13 protein-coding genes are annotated in these 14,076 nt (G+C 68.1%); 8 read left to right on the top strand and 5 right to left on the bottom strand.

Translation table 11 applies throughout. The features are described from left to right. Positions 1-4 precede the first annotated feature (4 nt). On the top strand, positions 5-1,057 hold the full coding sequence (locus tag E0H73_RS26460; protein ID WP_131361150.1) for a DUF1565 domain-containing protein: 1,053 nt from the start codon (positions 5-7) through the stop codon (positions 1,055-1,057). 6 nt (positions 1,058-1,063) lie between these two features. On the opposite strand, the gene E0H73_RS26455 is transcribed toward E0H73_RS26460, so the two are convergent. Beyond that, a complete protein-coding gene (locus E0H73_RS26455; RefSeq protein WP_131361149.1) occupies positions 1,064-2,248 on the bottom strand; it encodes a hypothetical protein in 1,185 nt (394 codons plus the stop codon). 69 nt (positions 2,249-2,317) lie between these two features. Then, positions 2,318-3,316 carry a LacI family DNA-binding transcriptional regulator gene (locus tag E0H73_RS26450; RefSeq protein ID WP_131361147.1) on the bottom strand — a complete coding sequence of 333 codons (999 nt, stop codon included), beginning with the start codon at positions 3,314-3,316 and terminating at the stop codon, positions 2,318-2,320. A 172-nt stretch (positions 3,317-3,488) separates the two neighbouring features. Between E0H73_RS26450 and E0H73_RS26445 the strand changes: the two genes are divergently transcribed. The 4 genes from E0H73_RS26445 to E0H73_RS26430 are packed head-to-tail and all read left to right on the top strand — an operon-like array spanning position 3,489 to position 8,462. Beyond that, positions 3,489-5,363 carry a glycoside hydrolase family 127 protein gene (locus E0H73_RS26445; RefSeq protein ID WP_131361145.1) on the top strand — a complete coding sequence of 625 codons (1,875 nt, stop codon included), beginning with the start codon at positions 3,489-3,491 and terminating at the stop codon, positions 5,361-5,363. Positions 5,364-5,365: 2 nt separating this feature from the next. Continuing rightward, positions 5,366-6,676, top strand: coding sequence for an extracellular solute-binding protein (locus E0H73_RS26440; RefSeq protein ID WP_131361143.1), 1,311 nt, complete (start codon positions 5,366-5,368; stop codon positions 6,674-6,676). After that, a complete protein-coding gene (locus E0H73_RS26435; RefSeq protein WP_131361141.1) occupies positions 6,673-7,629 on the top strand; it encodes a carbohydrate ABC transporter permease in 957 nt (318 codons plus the stop codon). Before E0H73_RS26440 ends, E0H73_RS26435 begins: the two co-directional genes overlap by 4 nt. 2 nt (positions 7,630-7,631) lie before the next feature. Then, a complete protein-coding gene (locus E0H73_RS26430; RefSeq protein ID WP_131361139.1) occupies positions 7,632-8,462 on the top strand; it encodes a carbohydrate ABC transporter permease in 831 nt (276 codons plus the stop codon). 354 nt (positions 8,463-8,816) lie between these two features. Here E0H73_RS26430 and E0H73_RS26425 read toward each other — a convergent pair whose 3' ends face one another. After that, positions 8,817-10,025, bottom strand: coding sequence for a TerC family protein (locus E0H73_RS26425; protein WP_131361137.1), 1,209 nt, complete (start codon positions 10,023-10,025; stop codon positions 8,817-8,819). A gap of 103 nt (positions 10,026-10,128) precedes the next feature. Here E0H73_RS26425 and E0H73_RS26420 point away from each other — a divergent pair, with 103 nt between their 5' ends. Together E0H73_RS26420 and E0H73_RS26415 are read left to right on the top strand one after the other, a co-directional pair. Next, complete coding sequence (locus E0H73_RS26420; protein ID WP_131361135.1) at positions 10,129-10,743, top strand: TetR/AcrR family transcriptional regulator; 615 nt, start codon at positions 10,129-10,131, stop codon at positions 10,741-10,743. 76 nt (positions 10,744-10,819) lie between these two features. Then, positions 10,820-12,355 carry an FAD-dependent monooxygenase gene (locus E0H73_RS26415; RefSeq protein ID WP_131361133.1) on the top strand — a complete coding sequence of 512 codons (1,536 nt, stop codon included), beginning with the start codon at positions 10,820-10,822 and terminating at the stop codon, positions 12,353-12,355. Here E0H73_RS26415 and E0H73_RS26410 read toward each other — a convergent pair. Further along, positions 12,322-12,885 (bottom strand): helix-turn-helix domain-containing protein, encoded by a 564-nt coding sequence (locus E0H73_RS26410; RefSeq protein WP_131361131.1) that lies wholly within the window; start codon positions 12,883-12,885, stop codon positions 12,322-12,324. The genes E0H73_RS26415 and E0H73_RS26410 overlap by 34 nt on opposite strands. Positions 12,886-12,924: 39 nt before the next feature. On the opposite strand from E0H73_RS26410, the gene E0H73_RS26405 reads away from it, so the two are divergent. Next, on the top strand, positions 12,925-13,446 hold the full coding sequence (locus E0H73_RS26405; RefSeq protein WP_131361129.1) for an arsinothricin resistance N-acetyltransferase ArsN1 family B: 522 nt from the start codon (positions 12,925-12,927) through the stop codon (positions 13,444-13,446). Here the strand turns inward: E0H73_RS26405 and E0H73_RS26400 are convergent. Beyond that, positions 13,443-14,048 carry a M15 family metallopeptidase gene (locus E0H73_RS26400; protein WP_202867565.1) on the bottom strand — a complete coding sequence of 202 codons (606 nt, stop codon included), beginning with the start codon at positions 14,046-14,048 and terminating at the stop codon, positions 13,443-13,445. The two genes, E0H73_RS26405 and E0H73_RS26400, sit on opposite strands and share 4 nt — an antisense overlap. Positions 14,049-14,076: the final 28 nt, after the last annotated feature.

The raw sequence follows: 14,076 nt of genomic DNA, 5'->3' as shown, positions 1-14,076 counted from the left end.
CACCATGTTCAGAGCCGTCCCGATCCTGCTTCTCGGCGCCGCGCTCGGGTTCCCCGCGATCCCGGCACACGCCGCCTCCAACTACTACGTCTCCCCGTCCGGCAGTGACACGAACTCCGGTACGACGTCCGGTTCGCCGTACGCCACGATCCAGAAGGCGCTCGACACGGCACCGCGGGGAGCGACCGTACACCTTGCCTCCGGCACCTATCTCCAGGATGCGGTGACGACCCGATCCGGTGTCACCGTCGCAGGTCCGTCGACCGCGGTCGTCAAGGGCGCGGGCAACTCGCGGATCTTCCAGATCCAGCACGACGGCGTGACGCTCGACGGGTTCACCATCGACGGCCTGTACGGTTCGTCGTCCAGCGAGTCCGGCTACCGGGACAAGCTGATCTACGTGATGAGTACGACGGCCGGCGACGGCGTCGGCGGGTTGACGATCCGCGATATGACGCTGAAGAACGCGGGTGGCGAATGTGTGCGGCTGCGCTACCTGATCACGAACGCCGACGTTCACGACAACACCGTCGGGCCGTGCGGCGTCTACGACTTCAAGTTCGACGGTGGTGGGAAGAACGGCGAGGGGATCTACCTCGGCACCGCGCCGGAACAGCAGGGTGAGAACGGCGCGCCCGACGACCAGCCGGACCGTAGCCGCAACAACCGGATCCACGACAACACGATCGCGACCGACGGCAACGAGTGCGTCGACGTGAAGGAGAACTCGACCGCGAACGTCGTCGAGAACAACGACTGCACCGCGCAGAAGGATCCGGAGTCCGGCGGGCTGGACGCCCGGGGGAGCGGCAACACCTTCCGCAACAACACGATCCACGGCAACACCGGCGCCGGCGTCCGCCTCGGTGGCGACACCGAGACCGATGGCACCGACAACAACATCTACGGCAACACCATCACCGGCAATGCGGCCGGCGGCATCAAGTTCATGCGCACGCCTCAGGGCCAGGTGTGCGGCAACACGATGTCGGCCAACACCGGTGGCAACTCCGTCGGTACGTACGCCGCCGACTTCAACCCGACCGACCCCTGCTGACTGAACTCAATGAGCCCGTCTTCGTCTTCGGCGCCGCTTGAATCGAACGAAGCTCCACAGGATCAACGCGGGTAGCCAGAGCAGGAGTAGCCACGGGCCGCGCCACCAGCCGGAGCCGCCGTCGAGCTCCGGCTGGTCGCCGGCCACGAACGGCCGCGCGGACGCGGACCAGGCCAGGAAGGCGTCGCCGATCGGGACTGCCCCGAACAGGTAGCGCTTCGTCTTCAGGCCGCTGATCGGCAATCCGAGCAGGTCGCCCTCGCGGGCGAGCCGGTCCGCGAGCGGATCGTGCTGGACCCGGGCGGTGCCCATCGTGACCACGGTCGCGGACAGACTGGTCCCGAGGATCAACGGACCGGAGTCGACATCGCCCTTGCCTTCCGTACCTTTCGGATACTCCCGAACGCCGATCCCACCGACGAACCGATCCCGGAAGATCTCGTACTGCGCCCTGGCGAAAGCGGGATCGATCTCCACCAGGAACCGCTGGATGATGCTCTGCGACGACGCGCGCGCACCGGTCGTCACCGGCGCGACCTGGTGCGGGATCAGGCCGGTCCCCGGATCCAGCTTGGTCTTCACCGCCGCCACCCAGTTCGTCGCGATGCGGCCGAACCGGGGCGCCACCAGGTCGTCGTACAGGCGGAGGGAGGCGATCGCGACGGCGGAGTCGACCGGCCAGGCCTGACCCGGATACGCTTCCAGATAAGGGGTTTTCGCGGTCCGGAACGCGGTCGCGATCTCGACCGACGAACTGGTGAATTCGTCGAGCTCGGCCGCGTCGGAGTGGTGGAGGGCGATCAGTCCGCCGCGCAACCAGTTCGTCCAGCCCGCGTGGAAGACGCCGTACCGCGGCCGCAGCGACGCGTCGAAGACGGCGGTCCCGTCCGGTGACTCCAGCCGGTTGAGCGCCCACCGCGCTTCGGCCGCCGCGTCGACGGACCGCTCCGGATCGGCGAGGCCGACCTGGACCCAGGTCAGCCCGTAGAGCGCGTTGAGGAAGAAGTACCCCTCCGGGAACTGCTTCTGCGCCGCGTGGTCCGCGCCACCCTCGATCTCGGCACGCAGGAACGCCAGCTGTTTGACCACGCCGCCGGTGGGATCGGGTCGAGGAAGCACCAGGCGCGCGGTGCCCACCCCCGCCACCAGGGTGGCGATCACCGCGACGCCGATCACGAGCTTGCGCAGCACCCGCATTAAACTAGAGGAAACGGGCAACCAACGGCGGACCTGTGGGCGACCATCCGGTGACCGGACAGCTCAGGTACCGAGCGTCGACTCCCGCGTGACCAAGCGTGTCGGTAGCGCCATCTCGCCGGGGTGCGGTGAGCCGGCGATGGCGTCCAGCAGCAGGTTGGCGGTACGGCGACCGAGCTCCTCCAACTCCAGGTCGACCGTGGTCAACGGCGGCCGGCTGGCCAGAGCCATGACCGACCAGTTGTCGTAGCCGGTCACCGCGATGTCGTCCGGCACCGATCGGCCGAGCTCACGCAGGCGGTCGCAGACCCCGCGGGCGATCTGGTCGCTGCCGCACGAGACCGCATCGATCTCGGGGTTCGAACGCAGCAGTACGTCGACCGCGTGCCGGCCCCACCGCTCGCTCCACTCACCGTGCATCGGCTCGCCGACGAGCGAACTGCCCGCGGTCGCAACCGCCGCGGCGGCGCGGACCTGCGCACTGTGGTGCGTCGCCGGTCCGGTGATGTGCGCGATGCGCCGACGGCCCAATGACAACAGGTGCTGCACGGTCGAAGCGGCGCCGCCATGGTCGTCCACGATCACCGAGATGTCGGCCGGATCGGTCGAAGGGCTGAACGCGTACACGACCGGGATCGGTACGTCGATCGGCGCGCGCGGCTCGGTACGTCGTCCGGTCACGATGATCCCGTCGACGCGGCGGGACACCAGCGAGCGCAGATAGTGCTGCTCACGCAGGGGGTCGTCCCGGGTGTCGCACAGCACCAGCGCCATCTCGCCGGCGCTCAGTGTGTCCTCGGCGCCGAGCATGATCGGGATGCTGAACCGGCCGGAGCTGTCCGTGGTGATCAGCCCGACCGTGAAGCTGCGCCCGGACGACAGTGCGCGACCACGGCTGTCCGGCGTGAACCCCAGTTGCTCGGCGGCCCGGCGTACTCGCTGTCTGGTCTCCTCGCGGAGTTGGCCGGTGTCGTTCAGGGCCTTGGACGCCGTACTCGTGGAGACGCCGGCCAGCGCGGCCACATCCGTGATCCGGGGCAGCGAAGGACCGCGAGACGCCATCGGCAACTCCTTTCCGAACTTTCCGGAAACAGTACCTCATGAAGCTCCACTTGACCGGATTTCGCCAGGTCTGAGGGCTTGACCAGACTGCCGAAGCTCTCTAGCTTCATCAAGGAAAACGTATTCTGGATTTTCCGAGCCGCCCCTCCCAGCCTCCCAGGAGTCACGCCCTATGAGCGCTACCCCGGACGCAGTCAGAACGTCTCGCAGCCCGGCCGCCGGCATCCGCGGCCGTTGGCTCCCCGTCGGCCTAGCCGACGCGAAGATCACCGGCGGCTTCTGGTCGCCCCGCCAGCAACGCAACGGCGACAGCGCCATCCCCAGCGGTCAGGAGCAGCTCGAGAAGGCCGGGAACCTGCAGAACCTCCGGCTCGCGGCCGGCATCGGCGAGGGCGAGGCGATCGGCCCGGTCTTCGCCGACTCCGACGTCTACAAGTGGCTCGAGGCCGCCGCCTGGGAGTACGGGCGCAACCCGAGCGAGGAGTTGCTGCAGCGCCAGCGCGATCTCACCGCGATCGTGGCCGCGGCCCAACGCGAGGACGGCTACCTCGACTCGGTCGTCCAACTCCGGTACGGCGACGACGGCCGCTACAAGCAACTCGTCTGGAGCCACGAGCACTACTGCGCCGGTCACCTGATCCAGGCCGCCGTCGCGCAGGTCCGCTGCACCGGCGACCGTGAACTGCTCGAGGTGGCGATCAAGCTCGCCGACCATCTGGTGGCGACGTTCGGCGACGGCAAGACCGTGGACGTGGACGGCCATCCGGTGATCGAAATGGCCCTCGTCGAGCTGTATCGGGAGACGGGGACGGCGGCCTACCTCGACCTCGCCCGGTGGTTCGTCGACGCCCGCGGCCACGGGATCATCAAGAACCACGGCCACGAGCCGGCGTACTTCTCCGACCGGGTTCCGGTGCGCGAGGCAACCACCGTCGAAGGTCACTCGGTCCGCGCGGTCTACCTTGCTGCTGGGGCGACCGATGTCGCGGTCGAGACCGGCGACACCGAGTTGCTCGAGGCACTCAAGCGGCAGTTCGCGCACATGTGGTCGACGAAGACGTACGTCACCGGCGGGCTGGGCGCGCGCTGGGAGGGTGAGGCGTTCGGCGACGAGTACGAGCTTCCCTCGGATCGCGCGTACGCCGAGACGTGTGCGGCGATCGGCGGGATCCAGTGGGCGTGGCGGATGCTGCTCGCCACCGGTGAGGCGTCGTACGCGGATGCGATCGAGCGGATGCTCTACAACGGATTCCTGGCCGGGGTGTCACTCGCCGGGACCGAGTACTTCTATGTCAACGCGCTGCAGTTGCGCGGTGGAGCGCACGCGGACAACGGCCGCAGCCCGGCGCACGGCCGGCGCGGGTGGTTCGACTGCGCGTGCTGCCCGCCGAACATCATGCGCACGCTGGCCAGCCTCGACGGCTACCTCGCGAGCACCAGCGACGGCGCGATCCAGATCCACCAGTACGCCGCGGGCACGCTCACCGTCGGCGATGTCACGCTGACCGTCGACACGGCGTACCCGTGGGACGGCGCGGTGGGCATCACGGCCAGCGGTCCGATCGCGATCGAGCTGCGGATCCCAGCGTGGGCGGAGGGAGCGACGGTCAACGGGAAGCCGGTGGATGCCGCCGGCTATGCACGCGTGGATGCGGCGGCGGGAGACGTGATCGAGCTGAAGTTGCCGATGGCAACCCGCGTCGTCGGAGCAGATCCGCGTGTCGACGCGGTGCGCGGCTGCGTCGCTCTGGAACGCGGTCCGCTCGTCTACGCGGTCGAGCAGGCCGACCAGCAGGCGAATGTCGATGGTCTGCACCTGTTGCCCCAGGCCTCAGTTGCCGCGAGCCACGATGATCAGTTGCTCGACGGTGTCACTGTGCTGAGGACCCGCGGACGAGCCGGCACCGGTCATCGTGACGCCGTCTGGCCGTTCGCAACCGACAGCGCGGACGGCGTCGGCGACGAGGTCGACGTGGTCGCGGTTCCGTACTACGCGTGGGCCAACCGTGAGATCGGTGCCATGCGCGTCTGGCTGCCCAGGGCCTGATCATGTTCACCCGGCGGAAGTTCCTCGGTCTGACGGCGGCGACTGCCGCAGCCGGTGCCGTGCCGGGCTGCAGCTCTGTCCTGCCCGAACCCGACGTGCAAGCGGCCGGGTTCGGGCAGGAAGCCACCGGCACCGTGCAGGTGTGGTGCCGGGCGGCGACGCAGACTGGCCTGACCGACCTGGTGAAGAAGTTCAACGCGTCCCAGCAGCGGCTCACCGTCGAGCTGACGCCGGTGCTGGACGCGCAGTACGTGACTAAGCTGGCGACCGCGATCCGCGGCCGGAGTGTGCCGGACCTGGTCGACATCGACGACATCAACTCGATGCTGTTCATCTACCGCGACGCGTTCACCGACCTGACCGAACCGCTGCAGGCGCTGGACTTCCGGGACAAGCTCAGCCCGGGCCACCTCCGGCTCGCGACCAAGGGCGACCGGGTGTTCGGCGTCCCGTACCTGGCCGACAACTCGATGTTCTGGTTCAATACCGAGCTCTGCGACCGCGCGGAGGTCGACCCGGACGAGGCGATCAAGTCCTTCGACAATCTGCTGGATGCAGCCCGGAAGCTGCGCAAGCTGGGCGACGACATCTACGCGTGGAGCTTCCCGGCGAACAGTCCGGGTGCGCTCGGCTTCGTCGTACAGCCGATGATCTGGGCCGCGGACACCGATTTGATCAAAGGCACGATCGGCGAACAGTCCGGCAACATCGTCGGCAACGACGTGGTCCAGCGGATGCTCGAGCTGCACCAGCAGCTGTGGGTCGACGGGCTCGTGCCGCGGGCGAACTTCTCCGACGACGCGTCCCGCTGGGGCAGCGACTTCCGGGCCGGCAAGGTCGGCATCTTCCCGTCGAACTACAGCGTCGTCGTGTCCGCGTCGGACGACAAGTTCCACCAGAAGGTCGCGCCCCGGCTGCTGTCCGGGCCGGACGGGGGCTCGGCGTTCTTCGACGGCGGCGACAACATGTGCATCCCACGAGGGGCCAAGAACGCGTCCGGGGCGTGGGAGTTCGTCCGGTTCGCCCTCGACCTGCCGCAGCAGATCGATCTGCCGGCCGGCGGCTACACGCCGGTACGGTCGGATGCCAGGACGACGGAGTTCGCGAAGAAGTACCCGCTCGCGACGCTGCCACTCGAGCGCATCTCGGAGGGCTACGCGCCGACCACGCTGTCCTACAACCTGCTCTACAACCAGCCGGACGGTCCATGGCTGCAGATGTTCCGCCGGGCCGTGTTCGACGGCGAGCTGGAGGCCGCCATGAAGGAAGCACAGCAGAACTACGACCGGATCCTGTCCCAGGGACAAGCATGAGTACGGACGTTGGAACCCGGCGTACGCACCGGCTCGACTCGGGCTCGCGCAAGGCGGCATCGGCCGGGCGGCGGGCGGGACGAGGCTCACTCACCCATCCAGCCCGGACCGGCTTGCTCCTGGTGACGCCCGCCGTACTGTTCGTCGGCGTCTTCGTGCTGGTGCCGCTGGCCTTCGCCGTCGTGATCTCGTTGACCAACTGGCCGCTGATCGGCACGGTGAAGTTCAGTGGGCTGAAGAACTACACCGCGATCGCGTCCGATGCGGCGTTCGCCAAGTCGGTCCTCTACACGTTGCTCTACACAGTCATCGTGACCGGACCGATTCTCGTGCTCGGGTACGCACTCGCCGTTCTGGTACGACGTAAGCGCCGTGGCGCGACGTTGTTGCGGACAGTCTTCTTCCTGCCGTTCGTCGTCGGACTGTCGACGCTGAGCTTCGTCACTGTGCTGGAGGCTCAGCCGGACAGCGGCGCGATCAACATCGTCCTCCGCAAGCTCGGCATCACCGACGGTACGACGGCCTGGCTGGTCGACGGGCCGCTCGCGACCGGACTGATCTGCGTCCTGGTGATCTGGGGTGTCAGTGGGCTCACGATGATGCTGCTGATGGCCGGCATGCAGGCGATCCCACGCGAGTTCTACGAGTCGTCCGAGCTCGATGGCGCGACCTGGTGGCAGCAGGAGCGGGAGATCACCATCCCGGTGCTGCGCCGGACGATCGCGATGTGCGTGATCATCTCGGTGGTCGGCTCGCTGCTCGCGTTCACGCAGTTCTACATCCTGACCCGCGGCGGGCCGGGGACGGACACCACCACGGTCGTCCAGTACATCTACAACCGCGCCTTCGTCCAGCTGCAGCTCGGTGCCGCGACCGCGCTGTCGATCGTGCTGGTGATCGTGGTCGGACTCGTCACCGCGGCCCAGTTCTGGCTGCTCCGGGAGAAGGACTGACGATGAGACTCAAGAACACCCTGTACGTCGTCGGCGGTGGCGGTGCCTTCCTGGTCTTCGCCGTACCGTTGCTGTGGGCCCTCTTCCGGTCGGTGCAGCCGAACGACGTGATCGTGGCGGCACCGGACGCGTCGACGTTCTTCCACCTGACCTGGGACAACTTCCGCACCCTGATCGAGGGACCGGGCAACCTGATCCGGTCCGTCGGCAACAGTCTGATCGTTGCCTTGAGCACCGCCGTGTTGACGGCTGTGCTGGCGACGTTGGCCGGCTACGGGTTCGCGCGGTTCCGCTTCCGCAGTGGGCCGTTGCTGTTCGCGCTCGTGGTGGTGTCGATGATGATCCCGTTCCAGGCGATCCTGACTCCGCTCTACCTGGAGATGAACGTCCTGCGGCTGACCGACAGTCTGCTCGGGCTGGTGCTGTTCTACACGACCGTCAACCTGCCCTTCGGCGTCTTCGTCATGCGCAACTCGTTCGCCTCGGTGCCGGTAGAGCTCGAGGACTCGGCCCACGTCGACGGCTGCGGCACCCTCCGCATGATCGGCTCGGTCCTCCGCCCACTCATCACCCCAGGCGCCGCGACCGTTGCCCTCTACGCCTTCCTGGCCGCCTGGACCGAGTTCCTAGGCGCCCTGACCTTCCTCACCAAAGACGAGCTCTACACCCTCCCGGTCGCGCTGGTGAACGTCCAAGCCGGCGCGTACGGCGAAGTCAACTTCGGCTCCCTCGTAGCAGGCTCCGTCATCGCGATGATCCCCTGCGTCGTCCTGTACGTAGCCCTCCAACGCTTCTACGTAACGGGCCTGGCCTCTGGAGCCGTCAAGGGCTGAGCCCCCCGATCGCCTCGACCTTGTGCACCCACCAACCACAAAATCACCGACCAAACGTCCACCCCGTGCACAAAGTCACCGCGCCCGCCGCAACCCGCGCGCACTGCGCACCCCGCACGCTGCGCACCCTGCACCCCGCGCGCGCCGCGCCGCTGCCCGCCGCGCCGCTGCCCGCCGTGCCGCTGCCCGCCGTGCCGCTGGTGGCTGGTGGGTTGACTTTGTGCACCGATCAGCCACGAAAACGCCGTTGTGGTGGTTGATGGGTGCTCAAAGTCGAGGGCGCGCGTCGGCACCGGGTGGTGCGGGCGCGCACGTCGGAACGCGGCGGCGGCGGGAGGCGCGGCGGTGGGGGCGTTAGAGGCTGGGGCGGATTTTGTGGTCGGGGTGGGCGGCGGCGTGGGCGTCGGCTACCTCGCGGCAGAGCGCCATCAGTTCGGTCTCGTTGCGGACCTGCTGTTTGGCTTGTGGGCCCAGCGCAGTGATGTGGTCGCGGGCCCGAAGCAGCCGCTGGAAGATCCGCTCCCGCTCGGCCGGGTCTTCGGTGTACTCCGCGTCCAGGTAGGCGGTGGCGTCGCGGCGGATGTGGGCCATGGCGGTCTGGGTCCGGCCGCGGGTGCTGAACAGGGACGCGAAGATCGTGATCAGCAGGACGACCAGGATGACGACCAGTGACAGGCCGGTGCTGATCTCGACCACCTCGACGTGGTCGCCGCCGTTGACGAACGGCAGGTTGTTCTCGTGCAGGGCGTGCAGGATCAGCTTCGTGCCGATGAACGCGAGGATCGCGGCCAGTCCGAAGGACAGGTAGATCAGCCGGTCCAGCAGCCCGTCGAGCAGGAAGTACAGCTGCCGCAGGCCGAGCAGGCTGAACGCGGTCGCGGTGAACACCACGAACACGTTCTGGGTCAGGCCGAAGATCGCAGGGATGGAGTCCAGCGCGAACATCAGGTCGGTGCCGCCGATCGCGAGCATCACCAGCAGCATCGGCGTCATTATCCGGCGGCCGTCGACCACGGTGGTCAGCCGGTCGCCGTCGTACTCCTCGCTGGTGCGGAACAACCGACGGCTCAGCCGGACCACGACGTTCTGCGCCGAGTGGGACTCCTCGGTCTCCGGTTTGAGCATGTTGCCGGCGGTCACCAGCAGTGCGATCCCGAACAGGTAGAACACCCAGGCGAACGTGTTCAGCAGCGCCGAGCCGACGAAGATGAACCCGGCGCGGGCGATCAGCGAGACCACGATCCCGACCAGCAGCACCTTCTGCTGGTTCTCCCGCGGCACCCGGAAGCTGGTCATGATGATCAGGAACACGAACAGGTTGTCGACCGACAGCGCCTTCTCGGTGATGTACCCGGCGAAGTACTCCGAGCCCATCGCCGTGCCGCCGAGCACGAACGTCCCGAGGCCGAACAGTACGGCGATCCCGACGTACACGCTGGACCAGATCGCCGCCTCCCGCAGCGTCGGCACATGCGCGGACCGAACGTGGAAGAAATAGTCAAACAACAACAGCGCGACGATGCCGAGCAGGGTCAGCACCCAGACCACCGGGGACACGGCCATGGGCCCAACCCAACCACGGCGGGTCCGCAGCTGAACAACCTCCCAGGAAGTTTGCCTAAAAGGCATCTTTGCACTTTCGGCAAACTTTGCTACCGTCGAGGACATGGCCGATGGGTTGCGGGAGCGGAAGAAGCAGGAGACGCGGATCGCGTTGAGCTGGGCGGCCGTGCGGCTGACGGTCGAGCGGGGTCTGGCCAACGTGAAGATCGAGGACATCGCGGCCGAGGCCGGGGTCTCGCTGCGGACGTTCCGGAACTACTTCTCCAGCAAGGCTGAGGCGATCGCCGCTCGGGAGGTCGACCGCAGCCTGCGGATCGCCGCCGAACTGCGCGCGCGGCCGGCCGACGAACCGCTGTGGACTGCGATCCGGGCGTCGATCGGGTCGGAGTTCGCGCTCGGCGAGAAGGGTCATGGCGGTGAGCAGCCACCGGACGAGCGGTGGCTGGCCGGGATCCGGCTGATGGTGAGCGAGCCGTCGTTGCAGGGTGAGATGGCGCGGTCGTACGCCGCGGCGGGTGCCGAGTTCGCCGACGCGGTCGCGGAGCGGACCGGGACCCACGGCTTGTATCCCCGCCTCGTCGCCGAGGTCGTCGGTTCGATCCGGGCGGCGACGACAGCCGAGTGGCTGCGCGCCGATCCGCCGCGGTCGATGGCCGACCTCCTGTCGGAGGCCCTCGACCTGGTCAGCGCAGGTCTCCCGGAGCCCGAACAGCACTAGAACCCACACCACCAACAGACACCCCGGCGCCGCCGGGGCGGTCAGTCACGCCAATTTCCTTGGAAGGACACCTGTCATGGATGCCGATGTCGTCATCGCCGGGGCCGGACCGAACGGCCTCATGCTCGCCTCCGAACTGCGGCTGGCCGGAGTCCGGCCGATCGTGCTGGAGCGTCTGCCCGAACGCAGTGAGGTGCCGCGGGCCAATGGCCTGGTCGGCCAGGTCGTCCGGATGCTCGACCGCCGCGGCCTGTACGAGCGCCTCAGCGGCCGGCCCGGGCCGCCGGAACCGCAGCCGGGCTACGTGTTCGCCGCGATGCCGCTGCAACTCAGCATGCTCGAGAACAACCCCGTCTACATGCTGTCGGTCCCGCAACGCCGGATCGAGGAAGTCCTGCAGGAGCGCGCCCTGGAACTCGGCGCCGAGATCCGCCGCGGTCACGAGCTCACCGGTCTGAGCCAGGACGCGGAGGCGGTCACGATCACGGTCGACGGCCCGGACGGCGGCTACGAACTACGCACCCGCTACCTCATCGGCGCCGACGGCGGCCGCAGTCTCACTCGCAAGCTCGCCGGCATCGACTTCCCCGGCGTCACCAACGACGCCATGGTCTCCCGTACGGCGAACGCCTTCGTGCCGGCGGAGTACGTCGACCCGGCTACCGGCGTACTGACGATCCCCGGGTACGGCGCGATCTCGCCGTTCATGCATCACCGCAACGAGCGCGGGCTGTTCGTGTACGCGCCGTTCGCCGACCGGCTACCCGCGATCAGCACCGGCGAGTGGGACGACGCCCCAGACGGCGAGATGACCTTCGACGAGCTGCAGGACAGCGTCGACCGGGTGCTCGGCGTACACCTGCCCTTGACTCCGCCGGAGGGTGACGGACCGCACTTGCTGCGGCGGGTCACCGGTGGGAACAGCCGGCTCGCCGACAGGTTCCGTGAGGGACGCGTGCTGCTCGTCGGGGATGCCGCCCATGTCCACTCGGCGATAGGTGGGCCGGGGCTGAACCTCGGCCTGCAGGACACGATCAACCTCGGCTGGAAGCTCGCCGCCGAGCTGCAGGGCTGGGCGCCTGACGGTCTGCTCGACACCTACGAGTCGGAACGTCGGCCGGTCGGACAGCGCGTGGTCATGCAAACGCAGGCACAGTCCGCGCTGATTGCCCCGGGCAACGATGTGACCAAGTTGCGGGAGCTGTTCGGAGAGCTGTTGTCCGAGCCGCAGAACGTCCAGCGGATCGCCGACCTGATCACCGGCGCGGACATCCGCTACCACGACGGACCTCACCCATTGACCGGCCGATGGGCGCCCGATCTGCAGGTGGACGGCACTCGCCTGGCCGAGCTGACCAGAACCGGTCGTCCGCTGTTGCTCGATCTCACCGACGATGCCTCATTCGCCGCAACGGTGAGTGCGGATCGGATCGAGGTCGTCACCGGTCGCGGTGAGTCGCCGATCGCTGTGCTGATCAGGCCGGACGGGTACGTCGCCTGGGCCGCGGACCACGACGGTGTCGCGGAGCAAGAGGGCTTGCGTACGGCGCTGGCCCGGTGGTTCGGCGTACGCGCGGATCAGGAGCGGCCCTTGACCAGCGCGACCAGGTAGCGGCAGGGATCCGTCGCCGGGTTGTGGAACTTGGTCGGCGTCGGCGGGCCGAGCTGGAGGCAGTCGCCGGTCAGCAGATCGTGAATCACCGGGCCTTCGTGGAAGCGGAGATGGCCGTCGAGGATCCACAGCTGCTGGTACTTGAAGATGTAGGCGTCGGCCGGATACGAGACCGAGGCGCCGGGCGGCAGCTCGACCTCCACCAGCTCGAGTGGGCCGTCGGTGATCGGCGACACCGCACGGCGGCGGTAGCCGGTCATCGGGTCGGTCCACACCGGTTGGTCGGCGGCGCGGCGGAGCAGGTCGCCGGTGTTCTCGGCGCGGGCGACCAGTTCGGACAGCGTCATCCCGAGGGCGCCGGACAGCCGGCCGAGCAGGACCGCGGTCGGCTGGGCCTCACCGCGCTCGATCTTGCCGATCATCGCGCGGGACACCCCGGATCGATCGGCCAGCGCGTTCACGGACAGGTCCTGCGCGACCCGGGCAGCCTGCACGGTCGCGGCCAGCGAAGCGGAGAGTTCGTCAATCACGCTTGCCACTATAGCGGCAGTTGTGGCTACTATCGTGACATGCCAAAGATCAGAGACGCCTCCGAGCTCGACGGCCCTGCCTGTGCGGCGATCTACACGCCATACGTCACCGACACCGCCATCACTTTCGAGACCGAGCCGCCGACGGCCGCCGACATGGCCGACCGGATCGCGAAGACTCAGGAAACGCACGCCTGGGTGGTGCTGGAGGACGAGGGTCGCGTGGTCGGGTACGCGTATGCGAGTCAGATGAAGCCACGTGCCGCGTACCGGTGGTCGTGTGCGTTGAGCGTGTACATCGAGCCTGGCCGCCGGCGCACCGGGGGCGGCCGGGCACTGTACGAGGCGCTGTTCGAGCGGCTGGCCGAGCGTGGTTTCCGGACCGCGGTCGCCGGGACGACGCTGCCGAACGAGGCCAGCGTCGGACTGCACACCGCGCTCGGCTTCGAGACGGTCGGCACCTATCGCAAGATCGGCTGGAAGCTGGGCGCCTGGCACGACGTCCACTACTGGCAGCGTCCCCTCGCCGTCCTCCCGGACCCGCCCGAGGAGACCCGCTAGCTCATCGGAGGGCAGGTGCCGCCCGGCGTCGTGACGAGCTCGAAGTGCCACATCTCGTTGGACAGTGTCTGACAGAGACCGAACTGCGCACCCTTGCGGATCAGCCAGTCGTCCGCGTCGGTCGGGCCGATGTCGACCGCGTGACCGGTGACGTGGTTGGACTTGTCCGGTTCCGCGACGAACTCCAGCGCCTTCTTCTTGCTGCCGTACTTGCGGATCGCCTTGTCCAGCAGCTCTTGCTGGTACTTCTTGCTCCGCCAGCCAGTGGTCACCTGCATGCTGATGCCCTTCTCTTTCATCGCCTGCTCGGCCTGCTGCACCGCCTTCCGCAGGGCCGGGTCGAGGTTCGCGATGCCGGGCAGGCTGGTGTCGAAGGCCGAGGTGTGGTCCGGCAGTACGCCATCCGCGGCACCGGGCGGACCGCTCTTCGACGCCGACGGTGCACCGGCCGTCGACGGTGACGGGTCGTCCTGGGCGGACACCGCCGTACAGGAGGTCAGAGTGAGACTGGTGACCGCGGCAACGACCGCCAGCCCGGCCAAGGCTGACAGCCGGCGTTCGCGTTTGCGGGTGGCAACGAGTTGATGGGTCAGCCTGGCCACCAGTCCAACTCAGCCGATGTTGCCGCAG

Origin of the sequence: Kribbella pittospori, from assembly GCF_004331465.1 — a bacterium.
Classification (GTDB): Bacteria; Actinomycetota; Actinomycetes; order Propionibacteriales; family Kribbellaceae; genus Kribbella; species Kribbella pittospori.
The sequence above is the reverse complement of the archived record's forward strand: the minus strand, read 5'-3'. Positions and strand labels throughout refer to the sequence as shown.